The sequence below is a fragment of the Comamonas sp. A23 genome (assembly GCF_004522605.1).
Taxonomy (GTDB): domain Bacteria; phylum Pseudomonadota; class Gammaproteobacteria; order Burkholderiales; family Burkholderiaceae_C; genus Comamonas; species Comamonas thiooxydans.
On the sequence record NZ_RSDT01000010.1, the window covers coordinates 51,028 to 75,707 of the forward strand.

At 63.2% G+C, this 24,680-nt stretch carries 22 protein-coding genes; 14 read left to right on the plus strand and 8 right to left on the minus strand.

The features are described 5' to 3' along the window. Nucleotides 1–76 precede the first annotated feature (76 nt). Together EIC84_RS19795 and EIC84_RS19800 are read right to left on the minus strand one after the other, a co-directional pair. The gene (locus EIC84_RS19795; RefSeq protein WP_003066850.1) at nt 77–565 is read right to left on the minus strand and encodes an RNA-binding protein; all 489 of its coding nucleotides are present in this window, start codon (nt 563–565) and stop codon (nt 77–79) included. Between the two features lie 240 nt (nt 566–805). Continuing rightward, nucleotides 806–1,192 carry an RNA-binding protein gene (locus EIC84_RS19800; RefSeq protein WP_003066853.1) on the minus strand — a complete coding sequence of 129 codons (387 nt, stop codon included), beginning with the start codon at nt 1,190–1,192 and terminating at the stop codon, nt 806–808. Nucleotides 1,193–1,686: 494 nt separating this feature from the next. Here EIC84_RS19800 and EIC84_RS19805 point away from each other — a divergent pair, with 494 nt between their 5' ends. The 6 genes from EIC84_RS19805 (at nt 1,687) to EIC84_RS19830 (ending at nt 8,719) form a co-directional block, all read left to right on the plus strand. Further along, nucleotides 1,687–2,256 carry a TMEM165/GDT1 family protein gene (locus EIC84_RS19805; protein ID WP_003066856.1) on the plus strand — a complete coding sequence of 190 codons (570 nt, stop codon included), beginning with the start codon at nt 1,687–1,689 and terminating at the stop codon, nt 2,254–2,256. A 216-nt stretch (nt 2,257–2,472) separates the two neighbouring features. Next, on the plus strand, nt 2,473–3,702 hold the full coding sequence (locus tag EIC84_RS19810; protein WP_003066858.1) for a homoserine O-acetyltransferase: 1,230 nt from the start codon (nt 2,473–2,475) through the stop codon (nt 3,700–3,702). Then, nucleotides 3,699–4,283: a methionine biosynthesis protein MetW gene (gene metW, locus EIC84_RS19815; protein WP_003066861.1), complete on the plus strand. Its 585-nt coding sequence runs from the start codon at nt 3,699–3,701 to the stop codon at nt 4,281–4,283. The genes EIC84_RS19810 and metW overlap by 4 nt, the downstream gene beginning before the upstream one ends. Nucleotides 4,284–4,527: 244 nt before the next feature. Continuing rightward, nucleotides 4,528–6,045: a methyl-accepting chemotaxis protein gene (locus EIC84_RS19820; RefSeq protein WP_237704463.1), complete on the plus strand. Its 1,518-nt coding sequence runs from the start codon at nt 4,528–4,530 to the stop codon at nt 6,043–6,045. A gap of 136 nt (nt 6,046–6,181) precedes the next feature. Then, nucleotides 6,182–7,675: a M20 family metallopeptidase gene (locus tag EIC84_RS19825; RefSeq protein ID WP_003066868.1), complete on the plus strand. Its 1,494-nt coding sequence runs from the start codon at nt 6,182–6,184 to the stop codon at nt 7,673–7,675. Between the two features lie 165 nt (nt 7,676–7,840). Then, a complete protein-coding gene (locus EIC84_RS19830; RefSeq protein ID WP_003066873.1) occupies nt 7,841–8,719 on the plus strand; it encodes an alpha/beta hydrolase in 879 nt (292 codons plus the stop codon). Here the strand turns inward: EIC84_RS19830 and EIC84_RS19835 are convergent, their stop codons facing one another. From EIC84_RS19835 to EIC84_RS19845, 3 genes are all read right to left on the minus strand, one after another. Further along, nucleotides 8,720–9,454, minus strand: a complete 735-nt coding sequence (locus EIC84_RS19835; protein ID WP_003066875.1) for an SOS response-associated peptidase — start codon at nt 9,452–9,454, stop codon at nt 8,720–8,722. Nucleotides 9,455–9,458: 4 nt separating this feature from the next. Then, nucleotides 9,459–10,199: a 16S rRNA (uracil(1498)-N(3))-methyltransferase gene (locus EIC84_RS19840; protein ID WP_003066878.1), complete on the minus strand. Its 741-nt coding sequence runs from the start codon at nt 10,197–10,199 to the stop codon at nt 9,459–9,461. Nucleotides 10,200–10,379: 180 nt separating this feature from the next. Continuing rightward, entirely contained in the window at nt 10,380–11,486 is a 1,107-nt protein-coding gene (locus EIC84_RS19845) for an aminoglycoside phosphotransferase family protein (RefSeq protein WP_003066881.1), read from the minus strand. A 243-nt stretch (nt 11,487–11,729) separates the two neighbouring features. Here EIC84_RS19845 and EIC84_RS19850 point away from each other — a divergent pair, with 243 nt between their 5' ends. From EIC84_RS19850 to rsmA, 3 genes are all read left to right on the plus strand, one after another. Continuing rightward, nucleotides 11,730–14,075, plus strand: coding sequence for an LPS-assembly protein LptD (locus tag EIC84_RS19850; RefSeq protein WP_237704469.1), 2,346 nt, complete (start codon nt 11,730–11,732; stop codon nt 14,073–14,075). A 14-nt stretch (nt 14,076–14,089) separates the two neighbouring features. Then, a complete protein-coding gene (locus EIC84_RS19855; protein ID WP_003066887.1) occupies nt 14,090–15,517 on the plus strand; it encodes a peptidylprolyl isomerase in 1,428 nt (475 codons plus the stop codon). A gap of 103 nt (nt 15,518–15,620) precedes the next feature. Beyond that, on the plus strand, nt 15,621–16,382 hold the full coding sequence (gene rsmA / locus EIC84_RS19860; protein WP_003066889.1) for a 16S rRNA (adenine(1518)-N(6)/adenine(1519)-N(6))-dimethyltransferase RsmA: 762 nt from the start codon (nt 15,621–15,623) through the stop codon (nt 16,380–16,382). A 62-nt stretch (nt 16,383–16,444) separates the two neighbouring features. Here rsmA and EIC84_RS19865 read toward each other — a convergent pair whose 3' ends face one another. Further along, nucleotides 16,445–17,800, minus strand: coding sequence for an aspartate aminotransferase family protein (locus EIC84_RS19865; RefSeq protein ID WP_003066892.1), 1,356 nt, complete (start codon nt 17,798–17,800; stop codon nt 16,445–16,447). A gap of 337 nt (nt 17,801–18,137) precedes the next feature. Beyond that, complete coding sequence (locus EIC84_RS19870; RefSeq protein WP_003066898.1) at nt 18,138–18,392, minus strand: DUF2061 domain-containing protein; 255 nt, start codon at nt 18,390–18,392, stop codon at nt 18,138–18,140. A 197-nt stretch (nt 18,393–18,589) separates the two neighbouring features. On the opposite strand from EIC84_RS19870, the gene EIC84_RS19875 reads away from it, so the two are divergent. Genes EIC84_RS19875 through EIC84_RS19885 form a run of 3 tightly spaced genes read left to right on the plus strand, consistent with a single transcriptional unit; the run spans nt 18,590 to nt 20,641 of the window. Beyond that, entirely contained in the window at nt 18,590–19,102 is a 513-nt protein-coding gene (locus EIC84_RS19875) for a GNAT family N-acetyltransferase (protein ID WP_003066901.1), read from the plus strand. Between the two features lie 26 nt (nt 19,103–19,128). Next, entirely contained in the window at nt 19,129–19,686 is a 558-nt protein-coding gene (locus tag EIC84_RS19880; protein ID WP_003066904.1) for an NUDIX hydrolase, read from the plus strand. Nucleotides 19,687–19,744: 58 nt separating this feature from the next. After that, complete coding sequence (locus EIC84_RS19885; RefSeq protein WP_003066907.1) at nt 19,745–20,641, plus strand: DMT family transporter; 897 nt, start codon at nt 19,745–19,747, stop codon at nt 20,639–20,641. A 22-nt stretch (nt 20,642–20,663) separates the two neighbouring features. Here the strand turns inward: EIC84_RS19885 and EIC84_RS19890 are convergent, their stop codons facing one another. Next, nucleotides 20,664–21,584, minus strand: a complete 921-nt coding sequence (locus tag EIC84_RS19890) for a LysR family transcriptional regulator (protein WP_034362371.1) — start codon at nt 21,582–21,584, stop codon at nt 20,664–20,666. Nucleotides 21,585–21,742: 158 nt separating this feature from the next. Here EIC84_RS19890 and EIC84_RS19895 point away from each other — a divergent pair, with 158 nt between their 5' ends. Then, the gene (locus tag EIC84_RS19895; protein ID WP_003066912.1) at nt 21,743–22,753 is read left to right on the plus strand and encodes a tripartite tricarboxylate transporter substrate binding protein; all 1,011 of its coding nucleotides are present in this window, start codon (nt 21,743–21,745) and stop codon (nt 22,751–22,753) included. Between the two features lie 175 nt (nt 22,754–22,928). Next, entirely contained in the window at nt 22,929–24,545 is a 1,617-nt protein-coding gene (locus tag EIC84_RS19900) for a gamma-glutamyltransferase family protein (protein ID WP_003066914.1), read from the plus strand. Nucleotides 24,546–24,680 lie beyond the last annotated feature (135 nt).

Below are 24,680 nucleotides of genomic sequence, written 5' to 3' on the forward strand. Positions count from 1 at the left end.
ACTATGCATTTGAATGTCTTCAAAAATAAATAAAGGCACGCTATCGTGCCTTTATTGCTGAGCTGTTAAAAGAAGCTCATTCGCCGTGGTTATTGCCTCCACCGTAGCCGCCGCGACCACCGTGGCGTGGGCCTGAGCCATAGGGGCTGCGGAAGCCGCCTTCGCCGCGACCACCACCGCCATAGCCGCCGCCATCACCGCGACCATAGCCACCACCTTCACTGCGGCCACCGTAACCGCCATCGCGATTACCGCCGCCAAAACCGCCTTCACTGCGGAAGCCGCCTCCATAACCGCCGGAGCGAGGGGGGCGGGGTTCCATAGGGCGTGCCTCATTCACGACGAGGCTGCGACCCCCGAGGGGCTGACCATTCATGCCTTGAATGGCGGCTTGTGCTTCTGCTTCGCTGGCCATTTCCACAAAACCAAAGCCTTTGGAGCGGCCGGTGTCTCGTTCCATCATGACGCGTGCACTTGCTACGGCTCCAAACTGGCTGAACGCCTGCTCAAGATCGTTGTCACGCACACCATAAGGAAGGTTGCCGACATACAGCTTATTGCCCATTAATAACTCCTAGCTCCTCAATGCTTCAATGGCGCGATCGAATTCAGGACGTCCACTGCATATCCATGGGAAAACATGCAAAAAATCCTGAACACCTATTCGCTTGTGAACGGGAAATGCCCGAGAAAGGAATTATGACGGAGAACAATGAAAAAAATAAATGCTCGAAAACCGCATTGCTAACGTTTAGCAACAAAAAAAGGACCCGAAGATCCTTTTTTTGTTATTGGCAATAACTGATTAGTAGCTATTGCGACGGCCGTAGCCGCCGTCGCCACGGCCACCGCCGAAGCCGCCGTCACCACGGCCACCGCCAAAACCACCTTCACGACCGCCGCCGAAGCCGCCGCCGAAGCCGCCGGAGCGGGGAGGACGAGGCTCCATGGGGCGTGCTTCGTTCACGACCAGATCACGGCCGCCACGGTTTTGGCCGTGCAGGCCTTGGATAGCGGCTTGTGCTTCGGCATCGCTGCCCATTTCCACAAAGCCAAAGCCCTTGGAGCGGCCGGTGTCGCGCTCCATCATCACCTTGGCGCTGTTCACAGTGCCGAATTCGCTGAAGCTGTCTTGCAGATCTTGGTCGCGGAAGGAATAAGGCAGATTGCCTACGTAAAGCTTGTTGCCCATGCTGGACTCCTGAAAAAACTTGAAAACGCGATGGAGCCCTAGGGAGTCAGCCTTGGATGACAACATTAGAGACGCTAACGCACTTGCCCCATCCAGAAATTGCTTTCCAGACAAAGACTCAAGCATTATGAGTCACAAGAGAAGCCGTAGTATTACGAAAAGATCAAATTTCGTGCTTGTAACAACATTGTCCTGATGGGAGTTACCCTGAAATACAAAATTTTGAATATCCAAATACGCAGATGTCTTACAGGGTTAAGCATGTAGAATGACTGCTACTTTCTTTGGGGAGTAGGCCGTTCGGCAGCCGTCTGCCGGATGCATGCGTCAACAGACTTGGGTCCTCGTGACCTATGGCGCATGCGGTACCGCGTGCAATGCGTGGTGCGACCGGTCGAGACCATTGATTACGTACCGAGAAAACCTATGAAGAGATAGGCCGGAGTCGGTGCGTGGTCAATGCGTTCTGGCAACTCCGGCCGTCTATCCCCATCATGGAAGCCTTTCTCATATCCACCTCCATCGTCGCCCTGGCCGAAATGGGGGACAAGACCCAACTGCTGTCATTGGTACTGGCAGCCAAGTTCCGCAAACCACTGCCCATCGTGGCCGGCATTTTTGCCGCGACGCTGGTCAACCATGCTCTGGCCGGCGCCGTGGGCAACTGGATCACCACGATGCTAGGTCCCGACGTGCTGCGCTGGATCTTGGGGGTTTCATTCATCCTCATGGCGGGCTGGATGCTGATTCCCGACAAGTTAGACGATGACGATACCGGCAATGGCGCCGGGCGTTGGGGTGTCTTCGGTACGACGCTGATGCTGTTCTTCCTGGCCGAGATGGGGGACAAGACCCAACTGGCCACGGTGGGCCTGGCCGCCAAGTACCCTCTGTCGTATTACTGGGTGGTGGCTGGCACCACGCTGGGCATGATGCTGGCCAATGCACCGGTGGTGTGGTTTGGCGAGAAGATCACCAAGAAGCTGCCGATCAAGACGATTCACCGTGTGTGCGCCGTGATCTTCCTGGTGCTGGGTGTGGCGGCGCTCCTGACCAAAGTGTGAAACTACCGAAAGCATAGCTATTTGCACAAGGCTCAAAAGGCTTGGACAGCTTTGACAGTCTGCTTTTGAGTTCGGTGCAATGAATGCAGTACACTGCACTTTCACGCGCCGATTTGCCAAAGCTTGCGGGCGCTTTATAAATCCAGCTAAAGACCCGTCCGCGAAGTGACAGTACACCGACCCGGCCTCGTTTTTAGCGATGCCGGGTTTTTTCATATGTCCTTCATCGCGACACCTCAGTTCATGCATTTTGATGAACCGCTGCCCTTGCAAAGCGGTGGTTCCATCGCCGATTACGACCTTGCCTTCGAGACCTATGGCCAGCTCAATGCCGACAAGAGCAATGCCATCGTGGTCTGTCATGCGCTCAATGCCTCCCACCATGTAGCCGGCAGCTATGAGGGCCAGCCCAAGAGCGAAGGCTGGTGGGACAACATGATCGGTCCGGGCAAGCCTGTCGATACCGACAAATTCTTTGTCATCGGCATCAACAATTTGGGCTCCTGCTTCGGCTCCACCGGCCCCATGCACACCAACCCGGCTACGGGCAAGCCCTATGGCGCGGATTTCCCAGTGGTGACAGTGGAAGACTGGGTGGATGCGCAGGCGCGTCTGCTGGACCGGCTGGGGATTCAGACGCTGGCCGCCGTGCTGGGCGGCAGCCTGGGCGGCATGCAGGCCCTGTCCTGGTCGCTGCGCTATCCCGAGCGCATGCGCCATGCCGTGGTGGTGGCCAGCGCGCCGAATCTGAACGCCGAGAACATTGCCTTCAACGAGGTGGCGCGTCGCGCCATCGTCACCGACCCGGATTTCAACGGCGGCCATTTCTACGAGCATGGCGTGGTGCCCGCGCGCGGCCTGCGCATCGCGCGCATGGTCGGTCACATCACCTATCTCAGCGATGACGTGATGAACCAGAAGTTCGGCCGTAGTCTCAGGGCCCCCACTCTCCCCGCTGCACGTGGTTCGCTGCCCCCTGAGGGGGCTGATCCGACTCGGGGCGGCCCAGCGTCGGATCGGCGCGATTACCTGTACAGCACCCAGGATGTGGAGTTCCAGATCGAGAGCTATCTGCGCTACCAGGGCGAGAAGTTCAGCGGCTACTTCGATGCCAACACCTATCTGCTCATCACGCGCGCCCTGGACTATTTCGATCCGGCGCGCTCCCATGACGGCGATCTGACCCGGGCACTGGCCGTGGCCAAGGCCCGCTTCCTGCTGGTGAGCTTCACGACGGACTGGCGCTTTGCGCCGGCGCGCAGCCGCGAGATCGTCAAGTCGCTGCTGGAGAACAACCGCGACGTCAGCTATGCCGAGATCGACGCACCCCATGGTCATGATGCATTCCTGCTCGACGACCCGCGCTACATGAGCGTGATGCGCTCCTATTTTGAAGGCATTGCCAAAGAACTGAACACCGCCGAACGCGCAGGAGAAGCCGCATGACCGAGTTGACCACCATGAAAGCCATTGCCCAGTTGGTGCCCGAGGGCGCACGCGTGCTGGACCTGGGTTGTGGCGACGGCGCGCTGCTCGAGCATCTGGTGCGAGAGCGCGGATGTACGGGCTATGGTGTGGAACTGGACGACGCCAATGTGCTGGCCTGCACGCGCCGCGGCGTGAACGTGCTGCAGCTCAATCTGGAGGACGGCCTGGCCATCTTCGGCGACAACAGCTTCGATGTGGTGCTGCAGATCGACACGCTGCAGCATTTGCGCAATGCCGAGGTGATGTTGCAGGAGACGGCCCGCATCGGCAAGCAAGGCGTGGTTGCCTTTCCCAACTTTGCACATTGGCAAAATCGCTTTTCCGTGCTGCGCGGGCGCATGCCGGTCACGCGTCGCCTGCCTTACCAGTGGTATGACACGCCGAATATCCGGGTGGGCACCTACAAGGACTTCGAGGTGCTGGCCACCAAGAACCGCCTGCGCATTCGCGACTCCTTCGGTCTGCAAAACGGTCAGGTGGTGAGGAGCCTGCCCAATCTGTTGGCGACAACGGCGGTGTTCCACTTCGAGCATGCCTGATTGCTGCTCTTGAAACAGTAGCTAATTACGATTCATTGGCAATGAATCGGGTATTGATTCACATCGAATTCCTTGTCTGACACGAGCCGGAAGCTCTTAAATCTGAGAGGGCAGCACTCCTGCGACAAAGCGGTGCTGCTGCCGCCGCAATGCAAAAAATGTAAGCAGTTGATTCATAATCAACTGCTTATTTCTTTTTGATCTGAATCAATGCGTCGAAGCCTCGGCTGGTGCGCGCCTTGCCATGCGTTTTAGTTCCCGTCTCATTTTTTGCTCGGCTGCACCTGCAGCCTTGTTTGTTTTGGCGCTGCTCAGCAGCCAGTGGGGGCTGACCCGCACACAGTCCGATTTCAACGACTACCTGAGGAACAACCAAGCCGTGGTGGCGCAGTTGCAGGAGCTGTATGCCCAGGGTCTGCAATCGGGCCAGGCACTGCGCAATATCGTGATGGATCCGTCGGACGGGCAGGCCGTGGAAAATCTTGGCAATGCCCGTCGGGCCTATGACGCCGCCTATGACGATCTGAGCCGGCGCGTGCAGGGAACGGCCATGGAAGTCGCCGTCAAGAGCCTGCAGGCCTTGCGCCAGGCCCAGTCCGAAGCGCAGGACCAGATCGTGACTCTGGCGGCCGAGGATTATGACACCGCCGCAGCCGCGCTCAAGACTCGGGAAACCCCGGCCTGGCGCAAGCTGCGCGAAGCCGTGCTGCAACAGCTCAAGGCGGCCCGCGATGCGGCCGAAGCATCGCATGCGGCCACCCGTGCCAGCGCCCAGCGCATGCAGCTGTGGTCGGGTCTGCTGGCTCTGCTGGCCGTGGCCATCTCGGCCGCGCTGCTCTGGGTGATGGTGCGCACGCTGCGCAGCGAGTTGGGCGGAGACCCGGCCGATGCGCGCAAGGCGTTGCGCCGTGTGGCCGATGGCGATCTGACCGATGGGAGCTCGGGCGGCATGGCCCGGGGGCTGATGTCCGATCTGCAAACCATGCGCGGCGCGCTGCGCGAACTGGTCCAGCGCGTGCATGGCGCATCGGTGCAGATGCAACATGCATCCAGCGAGATTGCCCAGGGCAATGCCGACCTGTCTGCGCGTACCGAAAGCCAGGCCAGTGCGCTGGAGGAAACGGCGGCCAGCATGGAGCAGCTCAACGCCACCGTGCGCCAGAACGCCGATAGCGCCCAGACGGCCAATCAGTTGGCACAGAACGCCTCGCAAGTGGCCCGGCAGGGCGGTGCCGTGGTGGCGCGCGTTGTACAGACCATGCAGGACATCAACACCAGCAGCTCGCGCATTGCCGACATCATCGGCGTCATAGACGCCATCGCCTTCCAGACCAATATCCTGGCACTGAACGCGGCTGTGGAGGCTGCACGCGCCGGTGAACAGGGCCGAGGATTTGCCGTGGTGGCCAGCGAGGTGCGCGCCCTGGCGGGGCGCAGCGCCGATGCGGCCAAGGAAATCAAGACGTTGATCACTGCCAGCGTGGAACGCGTGGCAGACGGCAGTGCGCTGGCCGACCAGGCAGGTCGCACCATGGACGAGATCGTCAGTGCCATTCACCGTGTGACGGACATCATGGGCGAGATCAGCGCAGCGAGTAGCGAGCAGAGTGCAGGTGTGGCCCAGGTCGGCGAGGCTGTCATGCAGATGGACCAGGCCACGCAGCAAAACGCTGCCCTGGTGGAGGAAAGCGCAGCCGCTGCCGAGGGGCTGCGCCAACAGGCCGAAAGCCTGTTGAGAGAGGTTTCCCGCTTCCAGTTGTAGCGTGGGGCGCCGGCATTGCACTAAACCCTGATCCACCATGTCAATGCCTGAGGCGCAGGCACCTGCATTGGCGCACAATCACGGGCATGGCGCGAGCCCGTCATGGCTCGTAGCCCCGTCACTGAAGGAGCCGACCATGAACGCACGTACTCCCACCAATCTGCTGCAGCCAGAGGATGCGCTGCAGCACATCACCGAGCAGTGGGACCAGAGCATCGTCCCCGAGCTGACCAACTACATCACCATCCCTGCCAAGTCGCCTATGTTTGCCCCCGACTGGGAGCAGCAAGGCCATATCGCCACCGTGTTGCGCAACGCTGCGACCTGGGTGGAAGCGCAAAAAGTGGCCGGGCTGACACTGGAAGTGATTCAGCAGCCGGGTCGCACGCCGGTCATCTTCTTCGAGGTGGAAGGCACGGCCGAGAAGGCCTCGAGCAGCCCCACGGTGCTGATGTACGGCCACCTCGACAAGCAGCCCGAGTTCGAAGGCTGGCGCAGCGATCTGGGCCCCTGGACGCCCAAGTACGAGGACGGCAAGCTCTACGGGCGTGGCGGCGCCGACGACGGCTATGCGGTCTATGCCAGCGTGGCGGCGATTCAGGAGCTCAAGCGCCAGAACGTGCCTCACCCCCGCATCGTGGCCATCATCGAGACCTGCGAGGAAAGCGGCTCGGCCGATCTGCTGCCCTATGTGGATGCCTTGCGCCCGCGTCTGGGCGATGTGGGCCTGGTGATCTGTCTCGACAGCGGCGCCGGCAACTACGACCAGCTGTGGCTGACCACCAGCCTGCGCGGCATGGCCAGCGGCACGCTCAAGGTGCAGATACTCACCGAGGGCGTGCACTCGGGCGATGCCTCGGGTGTGGTGCCCTCGTCCTTTCGCATCATGCGCCAGGTGCTGGATCGTCTCGAGGACAGCAAGAATGGCCGCGTGCTGCCGCAGAGCTTTCACTGCGAGGTGCCGGCCGAGCGCATGGCGCAGATCCGCGCCACGGCGGAGATCCTCGGCGAGGACGCTTATGCGCGCTTTCCCTGGGCGCATTACGACTGCGGCGGCTCGGCCCGTGTGTCCCTGCCCACGACCACCGATCCCGTCCAGGCTCTGGTGCGCCGCACCTGGGAGCCCACGCTGAGCGTGACCGGTGTGGAGGGCATGCCCAATCTGCAAAACGCCGGCAATGTGCTGCGCCCCTACACGGCCTTCAAGCTCAGCCTGCGCCTGCCGCCGCTGGTCGATGCCGCAGCCTGCGTGCAGGAGATGAAGGCCCTGCTGGAGGACAACGCGCCCTATGAGGCCAGGGTGACCTGGGAAGGCCTTTCCAGCTCCAGCGGCTGGAATGCGCCGGGCATGGACGGCTGGTTCGAGAATGCGCTCAATGCCGCCAGCCAGGCCCATTTCGGCGCCGGCTGCGGCTATATCGGCCAGGGTGGCACGATTCCGCTGATGAATATGCTGAGCAAGGGCTTTCCCAAGGCGCAGATGATGGTCTGCGGCGTGCTGGGCCCCAAGAGCAATGCCCACGGCCCCAACGAGTTCCTCCATGTGCCCTATGCCAAGAAGCTCACGGCGTCGGTGGCCGAGGTGATTGCCGCCATGGCCCGCCATCAGACGGAGCCGGATCAGGCCTGATCGCGGCATTGAAAATAGCTGCTGACGCTTTTCCAGAAAGCGCCGGCAGCTATCTTTTGGTGGCGATAGTGTTGAATTCCCAGGGACGGGCCGAGGATTGCCACGGTTGACGCGGGCGGGGGGCGGCTGCATTCTGCAAGCTCTTGCCAGCTGAAGAGACCGTGCATGACGCCTACCGATACCCGTACCCAGACGACGCCCCGGCTGCTGCATATGGCCGCATCGGACGCCACCCAGCTCGCGCTGCGCGACTGGCCGCTGGCGCCGGGCGTCAAGCCCCGTGCTCAGGTGCTGCTGGTGCATGGCCTGGGCGAGCACAGCGGCCGCTATGCCGCGCTGGCGCAGCGGCTCAACGAGCTCGGCTTTGCGGTGCGGGCCTATGACCAGTATGGCCACGGCTTGTCGGGCGGGCCGCAGGGTGGCCTGACCAGCGATATGCGCTTGCTCGACGATCTGGCCGTGGTGCTCGATGCCACGCGTGCTGCCATGCCCAGGCATCAGCCCCTGGTGCTGTTGGGGCACAGCCTGGGTGGACTGGTAGCTGCGGATTTTGTCGCGTCCGGCCTGCGTCATGTGGACGGGCTGGTGCTGTCCTCGCCGGCGCTGGCCCTGCATCTGTCGGGTGTGCAGAAGGCGCTGGTGGCGAGCCTGCCCAGGCTGCTGCCCAATCTGCGCGTGGCCAATGGCGTGCAGTCCGCGCATCTCTCGCATGATTCGGATGTGGCTCTGGCCTATGACGCCGATGCACTGCAGCACCGGCGCATCAGCGCTCGGCTGGCGCGCTATATGGCCGAGGGTGGCCGCCATGTGCTGTCCAAGGCCACGGCCTGGTGCGTGCCCACGCTGCTGCTATGGGCGGGCGAGGACAAGCTGGTCAACCCGGCCGGCAGCGCCGCCTTTGCCGCCCAGGCGCCACGCGATCTGGTGCAGTCCCAGTGCTTTGAGGAGGCCTATCACGAGATCTTCAACGAGAGCCCCGAACTTGCCGCGCCGGTTTTTGCGCGGCTCAAGCAGTGGCTGGAACAGCAGTTTCCAGCCCCCTGATTACCACTGCTGTGGCGGCTGCTTGCGGCCTTTTTCCACGGGGTTGGCACGCAGTTTTTCCGCAGGGTAGGGGCGCAGAAACTCCTTGGCCTTGTTCACCTTGGCATTGAGCCAGGCGTCGTATGCGCCTTCGTTGAGGATGGCCGGCATGGCCTTGTCGTTGCCGGGCTGGCCGTAGCGGTTCATCAGCGCATGGGCATTGGCATTGATGGTGATGAGGGCGTAGCTGACGATGACCTCGCCGTCCTCGCCCACCCAGCGCGCCCAGACGCCGGCGGCGCCCATGGGCTGGTTGTCCACGCGGGTGATACGGGTCGGCAGGGGCTTGCCGGGGCGCAGGTCGTCGACCTGAAAGGCCTGCAGCGGCACGATGCAGCGCTGGCCTGCCAGCCAGGCATCGCGAAAGGCCGTTCCCGTGGTCAGATTGTCGATTTTTGCATTCACCAGCTTGAGCGCGCGCAGGCGGCCGTCCGAGGCCGATTTGACCCAGTGCGGCACCAGACCGAAGCTGGCCGGCACCAGCAGCCGTTCCACCGGCAGTGCGGGTGCTCCTTCTTCGGGAGCTGTAAACGTACGCCCCAAGAGCGTTGCAGAGGACTCTGTGGCAGCATTGATGATGATGCAGCCGAGGCGGCGCGGGGTGATGATGCTTTCGGGCCTGGGCTCGGGAGCCTCCACGCGAAAGTTCTGCAGATAAAACTCGGGCTTGGCCAGAGAGAGATGACAGCTGCTCATTGATTTACTCCAGGGCCAGCAGGGACAGGGCGGCAACAGATGCCGTTTCAGCGCGCAGCACGCGGGAGCCGAGGCTGGCAGGCTTCCAGCCCTGCTCCAGTGCCCAGTCTTCTTCCTGGGCGGTCAGACCCCCTTCGGGGCCATGCAGCACCCAGACTGTCTGGGCATCGCCGGCGGCGGTACGCAGCGGTTGATTGCCTTCGCGCAGCGACAGCACCAGACGCGTCGTATCGGTGGCAGGGGCATCCTTGCTGCGCAGCCAGTCGGCCAGCGGCAGGGGAGCGTGAATCACGGGTACCTGGTTGCGACCGCATTGCTCGCAGGCCGAGACGGCAATCGACTGCCAGCGCTCGATCTTCTTGTCGGCGCGGTCGCCCTTGAGCTTGAGCACGCTGCGCGCCGCCATCACGGGCTGGATGCTGGCGACACCCAGCTCGGTGGCTTTTTCCACCAGCCAGTCCATGCGCTCGTTGGCGGGCATGCCGACGACCAGGTGCACGACACGTTCGGCTTCGCGCTCGGCGGGGCTGTGGCTGTCCACGCGCACGCCCACATCGCTGCGGCCCATGTGGGTGATGGTCGCCTGGAACTCGCCGCCGGTAAAACCGTTGCCGGTCTGGCCCTCAAACAGGGTGATGACATCGCCGGGCTGGTGGCGCAGCACCTGCACATGGCGGGCGGCACCTGCAGGCAGGTCCAGCTCGTTGCCGATGTGCAGTGGAATAGGGCAGTGATAGCGCGGCATAGGGAAAAATTCGGGGTTCGTGATTCATGGTGCCACGCAGAGTCCGTAGCTCGCAAAACTGGCGCTGAATCACCTCAGGGACGCCAAGCAAGGGCCGCCCCGCAGCGAGGGCGTCGTCCCCCTCCCGCATTGCGAAGCAAGGCGAGAGAGGGGGAAGCGGCAAAGCCGCTCAGGGGGTATTTACATTCTTCCGTAGGCGTAACCCACCTGCGTCTGGATACCCTCGATCTCGTCGATCAATTTGAGGAACGGGCCCAGCGCGCGGTAGCGGTTGCAGGTGGATCGGATGTAGTGGATGAAACGAGGCGTATCGGCCAGATACTTGGGCTTGCCGTCGCGCAGCGTCAGGCGCGCAAAGATACCCGCAACCTTGAGGTGGCGCTGCAGACCCATCCATTCAACCCCACGGTAGAACTCGCCGAAGTCATCACCCCAGCCGCTGGCGCTGTTGGCTCCCACCAGGCCGGCCTTGCGGGCCTTTTCCCAGTAACGGATGGTGATGTCGATGATGAAGTCCTCTTCCCAGCTGATGAAGGCATCTCGCAGCAGGCTGGCGATGTCATAGGTGATGGGGCCGTAGACGGCATCCTGGAAGTCCAGCACGCCCAGCGGCGCGCCGCTTGCCACAGGTTGCATCAGGTTGCGCATCATGAAGTCACGGTGCACATAGACGCTGGGAGCCTGCAGATTGTGGGCGACGATCTGATCGAAGGTCTTGCCGAGCAGGGCCTGCTGCTTGTCGTCCAGCGTGAACTGGCGGTGCTTGGCGATGTACCAGTCGGGAAACAGCTGCAGCTCGCGGCGCAGCAGGGCCTCGTCATAGCGAGGCAAGCTGCCGGTATTGCCGGCCTTGGAGGCCAGTTGCCAGTCCAGCAGCACCTCGATGGCCGAGCGGTACCAGGCTTCGGCATCCTGGGGTTTTTCGGGGTTCAGAGCCTCGATGACGGTCTGGTCGCCCAGGTCGCTGAGCAGCATGAAGCCATGAACGGCATCCCAGTCCAGGATCTGCGGCACGCACAGGCCGGCCTGGTTCATCAGGCCCTGAACCTTGGCAAAAGGCGCGCAATCTTCCTTGTCTGGCGGCGCGTCCATGACGATCAGGCTGCTTCCATCGCTGCGATCCAGGCGCAGATAGCGGCGAAAGCTCGCATCGGCCGAAGCGGGGCGCAGGGTTGCGGGAAGCAGCTGGTGCTTTTGAGCCAGCGGTGCCAGCCAGGCGTCGAATGCAGCGTGGCGGGCAGAATCTGCCCAGGCAACGCCAACTGTGGGGGTGATAGGAGCGGTCATGGATAATCGGATTTTACAAACCGATGCCGCCGCATCTGTGGACAGTGGTGCTAGGCTCTCGGTTTTCTGTTGACGTGTGCCAGGGCACGCGCGCTTTTGACGTTCAAGATCATCGTGCAATCCCCATCCCATCCGCGAGATTTCCTACCTGCCTGCCCTGCCCGTTCGACGCGTGCGGGGGCTGCTCGGCTGGTGATTCGTCCTCTGGCATGGGCTGTGGCACTGGCATGGGCGGGTGCTGGCATGCAGGCCTATGCCCAGTCGGCCGAAGCGAGCGGATCGTCCTCCTCCAGCGTCGCGGGCGAGCTGCCAGCCTTGGAACTCAAGTCCAGCAGCGCGCTGCAGGAGAGCTATCCTCAGGAAGTGCGTGACCAGCAGCCCATCTATATCAAAGGTGACAGCCTGTCCGGTCAGCCCGATCTCAAGGCCTCGGTTCATGGCGAGGCAGAGTTGCGCCGCGGCGACACCATGATTCGCGCGGACAAGCTCGACTATGCGGTTCCGGACGACAGGATCAACGCCGTGGGCTCGGTCCACATCAACCAGGCCGGCAATGTCTACGAGGGTACGGCGCTGGATCTGCAGATGGATGCCTTCAAGGGCCAGTTCGACAACGCCAACTATCGCTTTCTGGCCACGGGTGGCCATGGCGAGTCCTCGCGAGTGGATTTCATCGACAAGGATCGTTCGGTCGTCCATGACGCCACCTACACCACCTGCCAGCGCGATGACGAAGCCAGCTGGGAGCCGAGCTGGGTGCTCGAGGCCAAGACCATTCATCTGGACATGGCCGAAGAGGTGGGGGTGGCCGAGGGTGCGTCCCTGAAGTTCAAGGGTGTGACCGTCCTGCCGGTGCCGCGCATGAGCTTTCCGCTCTCGGACAAGCGCAAATCGGGCCTGCTGCCGCCCATGATAGGCATGGACAAGCTTGGCGGCATCGAGTACTCGCAGCCCTATTACTGGAATATCGCACCCAATCGCGATATGACCATCACGCCCTCGCTGATGACCAAGCGCGGCGTGAACCTGACAGGACAGTTCCGCTATCTGGAGCCCAGCTACTCGGGCGAGACCTATGCCAGCTACATGCTGGGAGACAATCTGCGCAACCGCGATCGCTGGGGCTATTCCTGGCAGCATCGTGCGAGCTTCGACACGCCGGTCGGCGGTCTGGGGCTAAACCTCAATCTGAACCGCGTCAGCGACGGTGATTACTGGCGCGACTTCCGCCTGGCTCCCGTGGCGCTGCGCCAGCGCCTGCTGCCCAGCACGGCCAATCTGAGCTGGGCCAAGGGCGATGGGGTGCTGAGCCTCAATGTGCTGCGCTATCAAGTGCAGCAGGATGTGACTTCGCCGATTGCGCCGCCCTACAGCATGGTGCCGCAGCTGCAGTACCGCTACACGCCGCTGGACCTGCCGCATGGGCTGGATTTCTCCGTGGTGGCCGACACCACACGCTTCGAGCTGATTCGCCCCATCACGGGTCAGGTCGGCAACAACGGCCAGCGCAGCTATGTGCAGGCGCAACTGAGCCGGCCATTCCTGTCTCCCGGCGCCTTCATCACGCCCAAGCTGATGCTGCATACCTCCATGTATCAGACCGATCAGCTGATGAGCAACGGCAGCAAGAGCGCCAACCGCACTCTGCCCACCTTCAGCCTGGACAGCGGCCTGATCTTCGAGCGCGACACCTCCTGGTTCGGCAAGAATCTGTTGCAGACCTTCGAACCCCGGGCCTTCTATACCTATACGCCCTATCGCGATCAGAGCATGCTGCCGCTCTACGACACGGGTCGCAGCGATTTCAACTTCGCGAGCATTTTTTCCGAGAACGACTATGTCGGTCAGGACCGCATTGCCGATAACCATCTGATGACGCTGGGCGCGACCTCACGCTTCATCGACCCCGAAAGCGGTGCGGAAAAGCTCAAGTTCGCCGTGGCCCAGCGCGTTCGCCTGTCCGATCAGCGCGTGCTGCTGCCCGGTGAGGTGGCTGCTACCAGCAAGCTGTCCGATATCCTGCTGGGTGCGGCCTTCAACTGGACCGACAAGTGGTCGCTGGAAGGCACGACCCAGTACAACAAGGACTTGAACCGCACGGTGCGTACCACGGCCACGGCGCGTTACAGCCCGGGCAACTATCGCACCTTCAACATCGGTTACCGCACGCAGCTGGATACGGTCACCAAGAAACCCTCCAGCGAACTGGTGGACGTGGGCTGGCAATGGCCCATCAACGACCTCTGGGGCGACAAGGGCAAGGATCTGGGCGCTGGTCGCGGCCAGGGCGGTGGCCGCTGGTATGCCGTGGGCCGCCTCAACTACTCCATCAAGGACAACAAGCTGGTGGATACCGTGGTCGGCCTGGAATACGACGGTTGCTGCTGGATTGGCCGTGTGGTGCTGGAACGCCTGCAAAGCTCGGTCATCCAGTCGAATCTGCGTCTGCTGTTCCAGATGGAGTTCGTGGGCTTCTCGCGCCTGAGTTTTGGTGCCGATCCCACCTCCAGCCTCAAGCAGAATGTGCCGCGCTATCAATATTTGCGTGAGGCGGTGACTCCGCCCAGCCGCTTTACCAATTACGATTAATCAAGGCTTTTTTCATGCGTTTTTTCTCCAAGACATCCAATGCATGTGCTGTTGCCGTGGCACTGGCTGTAATGGCTGCCGGTGTGCAGGCCCAGGGCCTGAAGAGCCCCGGCAGCAAGGCCAAGGCTGGCAATGACTCCTCCATCTCGCGCGCATTGGAGGCGACGGCCCAGCCCTCGGGGCGCCAGGCTCCGGTAGCCGCACAGGGTGTTCGCTCGGCCGATTACATCGTGGCCGTGGTCAATTCCGAACCCATCACCAATAACGAAGTGCGTGCGCGCATGGAGCGCGTTGCGCAGAATGTGACCGAGCAGGGCGGGCAGCTGCCGTCCCAGAGCGAGCTGGCCCGCCAGGTTCTGGAGCGCCTGATTGTCGAGCGCGTGCAGCTGCAGGAAGCCAAGGACACGGGCATCAACATTGACAACATGACGGTCGATCAGGCCGTGGCCAATGTGGCGCGCCAGAACAATACCGACAAGGCCGGCCTGGTGTCGCGCCTGAAGGCCGAAGGGATTTCCGAAGCGCAGTTCCGTTCGGAGATCCGCAACCAGATGCTGATGCAGCGTGTGCGCGAGCGTGATGTGGACGGTCGCGTCAAGGTCGGGGAAGCAGACATCGATCGCTATCTCAAGGACCAGAAGCGCCCCGGCGATGCGGCTGCGGGTGCCGCAGCCAATCTGGGCCACATCCTGATCACCGTGCCTGAAAACGCCAGCCCTGCCGTGGTGGCGGAGCGCGAGGCCAAGGCCAAGCAGGCGGCAGAAGCCGCTCGCAAGAACCCCGACTTCATCGCTGCCGTGCGGGAGTTTTCGGATGTCCCCAACGGTCAGGGTGGCGGCGCCATGGGCATGCGCCCCATGAGCGATTACCCCGAGCTGTTTTCTCAGCAGGTGGGCAATTCGGCTGTCGGTGCCATCGTCGGTCCGTTTCGTTCGGGCGCAGGTTTCCACGTGCTCAAGGTGCTGGAAAAATCTCAGGCCGGAGCACCTGTATACATCACGCAGAACCACGCCCGCCATATTCTGCTGACCGTAGGCGATGGCATGACCGAAGCCCAGGCGGCCAAGCGTCTGGAGGACTACAAGCGTCGTGTGGAAGCCGGCCAGGCCACCTTCCAGCAACTGGCCCAGGAGTTCTCCAAGGACGGCAGCGCGCGCAATGGCGGTGATCTGGGCTGGTCCTCGCCCGGCCAGTTCGTGCCTGAGTTTGAACGCGTGCTCGAAAACCTGCAGCCGGGCCAGATCAGCAACCCCGTGGTGTCGCGTTTCGGCGTGCACCTGATTCAGCTGATCGAGCGCCGCCAGGAAAAGCTCACCGAGCGCGAGCAGCGCGAAATGGTGCGCAACGTGGTGCGCGAGCGCAAGGCCGAGCAGGACTACGAAACCTGGCTCAAGGAACTGCGCGGCAAGGCCTTTGTGGAATACCGCGAGCCACCCCAATAAGCCCATTCAATCCGCTTGAAGTGCCCGGTAATGTCATCATTGCGCACCGGGCATCGGAGCTCCACCTCATTCCAAGCGGTGCCCAGGCACCGCTTTCGCATTCATGAAACATATTCCCCGCAAGCGCTTCGGCCAGAATTTCCTGACCGACGGCGCCATCATCGACAACATCGTCCAGGCCATTGACCCCAAGGCGGGCGAACCCATGGTCGAGATCGGCCCCGGCCTGATGGCGCTGTCGCAGCCCCTGGTCGAGCGCCTGGGCAAGCTCACCGTGATCGAGCTGGACCGGGACCTGGCGGCCCGTCTGCGTCTGCGCGACGATCTCGATGTGGTCGAGTCCGATGTGCTCAAGGTGGACTTCCGTGCGCTGGCTGCGCGTCTGGGCGTGACCAAGCTGCGCGTGGTCGGCAATCTGCCCTACAACATCTCCAGCCCCATTCTTTTTCATCTGCTGGAGCAGGTGGATGTGGTGCAGGATCAGCACTTCATGCTGCAAAAAGAGGTCATAGACCGGATGGTGGCGGACGCCGGCACCTCGGCCTACGGCCGTCTGTCGGTGATGCTGCAGTGGCGCTACGCCATGGAGGATGTGCTGTTCGTGCCGCCGGGCAGCTTCAATCCGCCTCCCAAGGTCGACAGTGCCGTGGTGCGCATGATTCCGCGCGAGCAGCCTGCGGATCTCGATCCCAAGCTTCTGGAAGAGCTGGTGCAGGTCGCTTTCAGCCAGCGCCGCAAGATCCTGCGCAACACCCTGGGCAAGTGGCTGGAAGCCAAGGGCTTTGCCGGCGAGTTCGATCTGCAGCGCCGCGCGGAAGAAGTGCCTGTCGCCGAATTCGAAGCCCTGGCGGCACAGCTCTCCTGAACTTGGATAAAAAGGCTTCAATCGCTTTTGGGAAAAGCAATTGAAGCTATTGATTTAGTAGTTCAATCGGTGGCCTGCAGCGCATCGCCGAGTGCGTTGATCAGCCGCTCGATCTCGGCCTGCTCGCTGATGAAGGGCGGCGCCAGCTGAATCGTGTCGCCGCCGTAGCGCACATAGAAGCCGGCCTCCCAGCATTTCATGGCGATCTCATAAGGGCGCCTGGCGGGCTCGCCAGGCAGGGATGCAATCGTGATGCCCGCCGCCAGGCCGATATTGCGGATGTCCAGCACATGCCTGGCGTCCTTGAGGCTGTGCACGGCCTGCTCGAAGAAGGGGGCCAGCGCGCGCACGCGGCCCGGGCCGTCTTCGCGCTGCAGCAGATCCAGTGCCGCAATGGCTGCCGCGCAGGCCACGGGATGGGCCGAATAAGTATAGCCGTGGGCAAATTCCAGCATGTACTCCGGCCCGCCGGCCGCCATGAACTGCTCATAGATGGCGGGCGTGACCACGCAGGCTCCTAATGGCTGGGCGCCGTTGCTGACCTGCTTGGCGATATTCATGATGTCCGGCGTCACGCCAAAGGCCTCGGCCGCCGTCATCGCTCCGAGGCGGCCAAAGCCCGTGATGACCTCGTCGAAGATCAGCAGGATGTCGTGCTGGGTGCAGATCTCGCGCAAACGCTGCAGATAGCCGGTGGGCGGAATCACCACGCCGCCCGAGCCCGACATGGGCTCCACGATCACGGCGGCGATATTGCTGGCGTCATGCAGGGCGATCAGATCGAGCAGCCGGTCTGCCAGGGCGCGTCCGTCTGTCTGGGGCTGGCCCTTGAAGAACGAACCGGGTGGCGGCTGGGTGTGCGGCAGATGGTCGGCTTCAATCCCTTGGCCGAACATCTTGCGGTTGCCCCCCATGCCGCCCACCGAGATGCCGCCAAAGTTCACGCCGTGATAGCCCTTCTCGCGCCCGATCAGCCGTGTCTTGGAGCCCTGACCCCTGGCGCGCCAGTAGGCGCGCGCCATCTTCAGCGAGGTGTCGGCCGCTTCCGAGCCCGAGCCGGTGAAGAACACATGCTCAAGCCCCTGGGGCATCAGTGCCACGATGCGGTTGGCAAGCTCGAACGAGGCCGGGTGGCCGAACTGGAAGGCGGGAGCGTAATCGAGCTGCAGCGCGGCCTTGCCAATGGCCTCGGCGATCTCGCGGCGGCCATGGCCCAGCCCCGAGCACCACAGGCCCGAGAGGCCGTCGAAAATGCGCCGGCCATCGGCATCGCTGTAGTAGGCGCCCTGTGCGCCTGTGATGATGCGGGGCCTGGCCTTGAAGTTGCGGTTGCCGGTGAACGGCATCCAGTGGGCGCTTAGCCATTGTTCGTCGTGGCGCGCGAGGTCTGCGGATGTCTGGCGGTCTGCAAGCTGCATGGGAACTCCTTGGATTCCCGGTCATTGTTGGCCTTGGGCCCGGTTTGGCAAATAGCCGCAAACCCATGGGCGCGAGTCCGAATTGGCATCTTCAACATGACTTATCCACAGTATTTTTTGATGCGGGAGAGTCAGGCTCGGATGATTTTCTGGCATGAATGATCAGAAGCTCACAAAGAGCCTGGGATATTCAAGATTTATCCATGGCTTATCAAAAGGTTTACACACATGATTTCTACAGATCGCGAAGATGGCCGTTACAGTCGCCCAGCATGGCCAGGGACTGCAGCAGCCATTGCGCAAAAGTGGTGGGGTGGTCGGTGTTCATAGACGGCTCTCAGGCGCTCAGTGCCTGTCCGGCAAGCGCTTGCTGCTCGCGTTTCTTCAGGCGGCGCTCCCAGACTTTTTCATGGAAGAAGAAGGCAAAGGCCTGGACCGTGGGCTCGAGCAGGCTCAGCGTCAGCGAAGCAATCAGATTGCCGGTCACGGCATAGGCGACGCAGGCGGCCACGGTGATGTGTATCACGTAGTAGCTGGCGGTCTTGGTCAGCGTGAGCTGGTTTTGGCGCAATGTCTTGATCAAGCGTGTCATCTGTTTCTCCCTGTGCGATGAATGAATGTTAGGGAGGATGGCGATGCATTTCCAATTGAGAATCATTACCATTGCGATAGCGCCTACAGACTGCTGCGAGATGAACGGCTTGCTAAGCTATGTGCCGGATTTTGATTGAAATTGGCTGTCAGCCTTTGACTGATAAGCGTTGATAGCTATTAATTTGAGAGTTTTTGATGACGGAGTCGATGCCAATCCAGCTGCGCGCGCTGGGCGCGGACGATGTGGATGCCGTGATGCGCATACAGCAGCATTGCTATGGTGCGGACTTTGCCGAGCCGCGCGAGGTGTTTGTGCGCCGTTTGCGGACGGCCGGGCATTGTTCCTGGGCGGCCGAGCAGGGCGGGGAACTGGTGGCCTATCTGGCAGCCTATTGGTCGCGCCCCGGAGCCATCACACCGCTCAACGGCGACTTTGCCGAATATGACGACGCCAGCGTGCTCTATCTGCACGATATGGCCGTGTCCGAGGCTGCAGCCGGCCAGGGCTTGGCGCGGCGCATGGTCCAGGTCCTGAAGGCGCAGGCCAGAGCGCACGGCGTGCAGCGCACGGCACTGGTTTCGGTGCAGGGTTCGCGGCTTTACTGGGAGCGTCAAGGCTATGTGGTCGAATCCGTGACAAATGCTGCGCAGCAGCAACATTTGGCCAGTTACGGCGAAGGAGCGCTCTATATGGTGGGATTTATCTGACACATCGTCGGGTTGGGACAAGGATAATGCCGGCCATGCCCAATCGCTGGAAACCCAATGTGACTGTCTCGGCCATCATCGAACGCGATGGCCGTTTTTTGCTGGTGGAAGAACAAACGGCGGATGGACTGCGTCTGAACACGCCGGCCGGTCATCTCGACCCTTCCGAAAGCCCTGTCGATGCCTGTGTGCGCGAAGTCATGGAAGAGACGGCCTACAGCTTCACGCCCACGGCTCTGGTCGGCATCTACATGAACCGCTTTGTGCGCACGCGCACGGGCTCGGACATCACCTATCTGCGCTTCGCCTTCACGGGCGATCTGGGCATGCACCATGCCCAGCGTCATCTGGACGACGGCATCGTGCGCAGCGTCTGGCTCTCGCTCGATGAGCTCAAGGCCACCGAGCATCTGCATCGCAGCCCCATCGTGCTGGAGTCGGTGGGCGATTATCTGGCCGGCCAGCGCTATGACATAGGCCTGATTCATGCCGATGCCAGCATCTACAAGGTGCCGCAGCTGACGCGCCCGGTGCCCGAAGAGGCCGGTGCGACGCTGGACGATGTGCTGGTGCAGATTCACTGATATTGGCATTCGGCAGTTGTGACAGGCGTGCAGGCCGGGGCTGTGCACAATGCCCTGTATGTCTGTAGCCAGCCTGATTCGACTCATGACACTGGCCGCCCTCTGGGGCGGCAGTTTTTTATTCATGCGCGTGGCCGTACCCCATCTGGGGGCCGTGCCCACGGCCGTGGGACGCGGCCTGTTTTCGGCGCTGGGCCTTGGCGCGGCGTTGTTTGCCATGGGCTACCGGCCCAGGCCAGGACGCTATCTTTGGCCCTTGCTGGGGCTGGGTGTCATCAATTCCGGCATCCCCTTTCTCATGTACGCGCTGGCGGCCCAGGTGCTGCCATCGGGCTATAGCGCCATCTTCAATGCCACCACGCCTCTGGTTGCTACCGTGGTGGGAGCGCTGGTGTTTGCCGAGGCGATCACGCCCGCGCGTGTGGTGGCGGTGCTGCTGGGGATTGGCGGTGTGGCGGTGCTGGCCCAGGCCGGGCCGCTGGATCTCGGCAGCGCCGTGTTGGGCGGCATGGCGGCCTGTTTTGTGGCCACCGTCTGCTATGCGTTTTCCAGCTATCTGACCCTCAGGATTGCGGGTGCCAATGCGTGCGTGGACACGCGCGCTGCCGTTTTCATCAGCCAGCTCGGCGCGCTGATGGTGCTGATACCGGCGCTGCTCATCGACATCGCGCTGGAGCCCGGCATGCTGGCCAGGCTGCAGGCCGCGCCGCTGCTGGCATGGGGCAATGTGGCGCTGCTGGGCCTGTTGAGCACGGCTCTGGCCTATGTGCTGTATTTCCGGCTGATTGCCGACGAGGGGCCGCAAAAGGCGCTGACCGTGACCTTTATCGTGCCCGTGTTTGCCGTGCTCTGGGGCTGGGCCCTGCTCGATGAGTCCTTGACCATCGCTCATGCCATGGGTGGCGGGCTGATTGCGCTGTCGCTATGGCTGGTGCTGCGCCCCAAAGCGGATTGAGTCGGCGCGAGCGGCTGCCGTATCACCAGGCTGCGGGCAGGCGCAGTTGCAGCAGCTCCAGAAAGGACTGCGCCGCATGCGGCAGCGTGCGGCCGGCCAGGGTCTGAACCTCGATATCGCGCAAATCCATGCCGCGGTCGCTGAGCGCCACGGCCACGAGCGCGCCTGTGGCCACCATGTCGCGGGCGGCGATTTCGCTGGCCACGGCGACCGCTGCGCCCTGGGCCGCAAAGTTCAGCAGCGTCTTGCCGTGATTGCTCTCCAGGGCCGGCGCCAGCATCAGTCCCTGGCGGCTGCAGGCTGCATCCAGCAACTGGCGCACGGCCGTGCTGGGTGGCGTCAATGCCAGCGGATAGCGCACCAGCCTTGCCAGTGCCACGCTGCGCTCCTGCGCCAGCTCATGGCCGGATGCCACCAGCGCCAGCACGGGCGCGGCCACGCGGCAGGCGACGGCGATGCCGGGCTCGGGGGCCCGGCTGAAACACAGGCCTATGTCGGCCGTGCCAGTACGCACGGCACCGGAAACCTCGTGCGTGGGAAGCACCGTCACTTCGAAGACGATGCCGCCGTGCTCGCGCTGGAAGGCCGCGCACAGGCGCGGCAGGAATTCACTGGCGAAGGCATCGGAGCTGGCGATGCGCACCTTGCCGCTGCGCAGGCCCTGCAAGGCCTTGATCTCGTCGAGCGCGCGCTCGGCGTCCAGCCCTGCTCGGCGCGCATGATCGGCCAGGATCTCGCCGGCGGCGTTGAGCACCATGCCGCGCGGGTGGCGCTCGAACAGCGGCGTGCCCAGCCGCTCCTCCAATGCAGCGATCTGGCGGCTGATGGCCGAGGCCGCCACATGCAGTCTTGCCGAAGCCTCGCTCAGCGATCCGCATTGCGCGACTTCGTGGAAGTAGCGCAGCGCGGTGTCTTGCAGCAGCAAATGGCGGGACTCGGGCATGGCAGGCGGTGGCGGCAAAGCGCCATTGTGCCCGGTTTGCTGTTTTGGCAACGATGGCTTGCAAATTTGCCGATAGCGGCAAATGCCCCGGTTTTCTAAGATCTCCCGTTCGATGGTCGCCAGGCAGCGGCCAGCCCTCCATTTCTGCAGGAGTTGCCATGCGGGCACGGTTTACTGTTTCAACGACGCGCCGCCAGTGGCTTCAGGCCGCTGTGGCCGTGGCCGGTGGTTTGCTGGCCTTTCCGGCCCTGGCCCAGGGCGAGGCCGCTTGGCCCGGCCGACCGGTGCGCGTGATCGTGCCGTTTCCGGCCAGCGGCGCCACCGATCTGGTGGCACGCGTGATTGCGCAGCGCGTATCGCAGGAGCTGGGCCAGCAACTGGTCATAGACAACCGGCCCGGCGCCGGCGGAACCATAGGCACGGCCGAGGCCGCCAAGGCGGCGGCCGACGGCTACACCCTGCTGTTCACCACCAGCAGCACGCATGCGATTTCGCCGCATCTGATGCCCAGGCTGGCCTACAAGGCGGACAAGGATTTCAGTCCCATTGCGCATACGGCGGATGCGGCCAGCGTGCTGCTGGTCACGCCCTCGCTGCCGGTCAAGAGCGTGCAGGAGCTGATTGCCTATGCCAGGGCCAACCCCGGCAAGCTCAACTACGCCACCAGCGGCAATGGCACCATCGTGCACCTGAACACCGCCGCCTTTGCCGCGCAGGCCGGCATACAGCTCGCCCATGTGCCCTACAAGGGCACGGCGCAGTCGATCACCGATCTGGCGGCAGGCCAGGTGCATCTGCTGTTCGACTCCATTCCCACGGGTATGCCCCATGTGGCCAGCGGCCGCCTGCGTGCCCTGGCCGTGACCGGCGACAGGCGCAGCACGCTGGCGCCGAATCTGCCCACGGTGGCCGAATCCGGCCTGCCAGGCTATTCCTCGGTCACCTGGTTCGGCCTCTACGGCCCGGCCGGCATGAAGCCCGAGCTGGTCGGCAGGATCAACCAGGCCTTCAACCGCGCCATCCAGAATCCCGAGGTGATCGCCAGCCTGGCCAAGCAGGGCGTGGAGCCCGCCAAGCCGCAGACGCCCGCGCAGTTCGCTGCCATGGTGCAGGCCGACAGCGCGCGCTGGGCCAAGGTCATCAGGGACAACCACATTACTTTGGAATGACATATGCAACCCCCTGTGCGGCTGCGCCGGGGGACGGCATCCTCGGCTCGGCGCCCCCGGCTAGGCGCCCCCGGCTAGGCGCCTCCCGTCGTGAGGCGGCTCTTGCTCGATGCCTATGGCCTGGGGCGTGCCAGTTTTAAGCGCGGCGCCCATGAATCACTGATCGGACTTAGATATGACAAACCTCATCAAGGACTGGACGCTTCCCTATGCTTCGCACCGCTCGCCGGTGCTGGGGCGCAATGTGGTCAGCACTTCGCAGCCGCTGGCCGCGCAGGCCGGCCTCTCCATGCTGCTGGCTGGCGGCAACGCCGTGGATGCGGCACTGGCCGCGGCGATGACGCTCACGGTGGTCGAGCCCACGGGCTGTGGCATTGGCAGCGACGGCTTTGCCATCGTCTGGGACGGCAAGGAGCTGCACGGCCTCAACGCCTCGGGCCGCTCGCCTGCGGGCTGGACGCCCGACTACTTTGCCCAGCTCGGCGGCATTCCGGAAAAGGGCTGGAATGCCGTGACCGTGCCCGGCGCCGTGTCGGCCTGGGTGGCGCTGTCCAAGCGCTTCGGCAAGCTGCCCTTCGCGCAGGTGGCCCAGCCCGCCATAGCCTATGCGCGCAACGGTTTCCCGGTCTCGCCCACGATTGCCACGCTGTGGGAGCTGGGCGGCAAGAAACTGGGCGACCAGCCCGGCTTTGCCGAGTGCTTTCTGCCCGGTGGCCGCGCTCCCCGGGCCGGTGAAGTGTTCAGGAGCGAAGCCCATGCGCGCACGCTGGAAGAGATTGCCGAGACCCTGGGCGAGTCCTTCTACCGCGGCGCGCTGGCCAGGAAGATGGTCGAGCATTCGCGGGCCTGCGGCGGCGTGATGAGCGAGGAAGACCTGGCCGAGCATCAGGCCGACTGGGTGGGAACGGTGTCGCAGAAGTTTGGCGATTCGGTGATCCACGAGATTCCGCCCAACGGCCAGGGCATTGCGGCGCTGATGGCGCTGGGCATGCTCGACGAGCTGGGTGCGGGTGGCGATCCGATCGGATCGCAGCCGCTGGACGGCGTGGACAGCGTACATCTGCAGATCGAGGCCATGAAGCTGGCCTTTGCCGACCTGCACCAGTACAACGCCGACCTTGACCATATGCGGGTCACCCCAGCGCAGCTGCTGGACCGCGACTACCTGCGCGAACGCGCGCAGCTGATCGATCGCGAAAAGGCCAGCGACCCTCGCTGCGGCGCGCCCCGGCCCGGCGGCACGGTTTACCTGGCGGCGGCCGATGCCAGCGGCATGATGGTCTCCTTCATCCAGTCCAACTACATGGGCTTCGGCTCGGGCGTGGTCGTGCCGGGCACGGGCATCAGCCTGCAGAACCGCGGCCACGGCTTTACCACCGAGGCCGGTCATGCCAACCAGGTCGGCCCGCGCAAGCGCCCCTCGCACACCATCATTCCGGCCTTTGCCATGCATGCCGACGGCAGGCCGCAAATGGCGTTCGGCGTCATGGGCGGACCCATGCAGAGCCAGGGCCATCTGCAGATGGCCCTGCGCGTGCTGCGCTACGGCCAGAACCCGCAGGCTGCGGCCGATGCGCCGCGCTGGCGCGTGACCGGCGGCAAGGGCGTGGCCGTGGAGCCGTCCTTCGATGCCACCGTGGTTGAGCAGTTGCGCGCACGCGGCCATGAGGTCAGCATCGAGGCCGGCCATGGCGTGTTCGCTTTCGGCGGCGCGCAACTGGTGCTGCGCGATGGCGAGCACTACATCGCGGGTTCCGATCCGCGCAAGGACGGGTGCGCGGTGGGGTATTGAGGTCCCCCCCTGAGCCGCTGCGCGGCTTCCCCCGGAAGGGGGACGACGCCTTCGCCGCGAGGCGGCTCTTGCTCGGCGTCCCTGGCTCGAAGTGCGCCAGTTTTTGGCTGCGTTGTCACAAAAGCTGTGCGTTCT

What these genes read in the sequence shown, in the direction of transcription:
- EIC84_RS19795 (WP_003066850.1), bottom strand. Translation starts at nt 565, where the DNA reads ATGGGCAATAAGCTGTATGTCGGCAACCTTCCTTATGGTGTGCGTGAC.
- EIC84_RS19800 (WP_003066853.1), bottom strand. Translation starts at nt 1,192, where the DNA reads ATGGGCAACAAGCTTTACGTAGGCAATCTGCCTTATTCCTTCCGCGAC.
- EIC84_RS19805 (WP_003066856.1), top strand. Translation starts at nt 1,687, where the DNA reads ATGGAAGCCTTTCTCATATCCACCTCCATCGTCGCCCTGGCCGAAATG.
- EIC84_RS19810 (WP_003066858.1), top strand. Translation starts at nt 2,473, where the DNA reads ATGTCCTTCATCGCGACACCTCAGTTCATGCATTTTGATGAACCGCTG.
- metW (WP_003066861.1), top strand. Translation starts at nt 3,699, where the DNA reads ATGACCGAGTTGACCACCATGAAAGCCATTGCCCAGTTGGTGCCCGAG.
- EIC84_RS19820 (WP_237704463.1), top strand. Translation starts at nt 4,528, where the DNA reads ATGCGTTTTAGTTCCCGTCTCATTTTTTGCTCGGCTGCACCTGCAGCC.
- EIC84_RS19825 (WP_003066868.1), top strand. Translation starts at nt 6,182, where the DNA reads ATGAACGCACGTACTCCCACCAATCTGCTGCAGCCAGAGGATGCGCTG.
- EIC84_RS19830 (WP_003066873.1), top strand. Translation starts at nt 7,841, where the DNA reads ATGACGCCTACCGATACCCGTACCCAGACGACGCCCCGGCTGCTGCAT.
- EIC84_RS19835 (WP_003066875.1), bottom strand. Translation starts at nt 9,454, where the DNA reads ATGAGCAGCTGTCATCTCTCTCTGGCCAAGCCCGAGTTTTATCTGCAG.
- EIC84_RS19840 (WP_003066878.1), bottom strand. Translation starts at nt 10,199, where the DNA reads ATGCCGCGCTATCACTGCCCTATTCCACTGCACATCGGCAACGAGCTG.
- EIC84_RS19845 (WP_003066881.1), bottom strand. Translation starts at nt 11,486, where the DNA reads ATGACCGCTCCTATCACCCCCACAGTTGGCGTTGCCTGGGCAGATTCT.
- EIC84_RS19850 (WP_237704469.1), top strand. Translation starts at nt 11,730, where the DNA reads ATGCAGGCCTATGCCCAGTCGGCCGAAGCGAGCGGATCGTCCTCCTCC.
- EIC84_RS19855 (WP_003066887.1), top strand. Translation starts at nt 14,090, where the DNA reads ATGCGTTTTTTCTCCAAGACATCCAATGCATGTGCTGTTGCCGTGGCA.
- rsmA (WP_003066889.1), top strand. Translation starts at nt 15,621, where the DNA reads ATGAAACATATTCCCCGCAAGCGCTTCGGCCAGAATTTCCTGACCGAC.
- EIC84_RS19865 (WP_003066892.1), bottom strand. Translation starts at nt 17,800, where the DNA reads ATGCAGCTTGCAGACCGCCAGACATCCGCAGACCTCGCGCGCCACGAC.
- EIC84_RS19870 (WP_003066898.1), bottom strand. Translation starts at nt 18,392, where the DNA reads ATGACACGCTTGATCAAGACATTGCGCCAAAACCAGCTCACGCTGACC.
- EIC84_RS19875 (WP_003066901.1), top strand. Translation starts at nt 18,590, where the DNA reads ATGACGGAGTCGATGCCAATCCAGCTGCGCGCGCTGGGCGCGGACGAT.
- EIC84_RS19880 (WP_003066904.1), top strand. Translation starts at nt 19,129, where the DNA reads ATGCCGGCCATGCCCAATCGCTGGAAACCCAATGTGACTGTCTCGGCC.
- EIC84_RS19885 (WP_003066907.1), top strand. Translation starts at nt 19,745, where the DNA reads ATGTCTGTAGCCAGCCTGATTCGACTCATGACACTGGCCGCCCTCTGG.
- EIC84_RS19890 (WP_034362371.1), bottom strand. Translation starts at nt 21,584, where the DNA reads ATGCCCGAGTCCCGCCATTTGCTGCTGCAAGACACCGCGCTGCGCTAC.
- EIC84_RS19895 (WP_003066912.1), top strand. Translation starts at nt 21,743, where the DNA reads ATGCGGGCACGGTTTACTGTTTCAACGACGCGCCGCCAGTGGCTTCAG.
- EIC84_RS19900 (WP_003066914.1), top strand. Translation starts at nt 22,929, where the DNA reads ATGACAAACCTCATCAAGGACTGGACGCTTCCCTATGCTTCGCACCGC.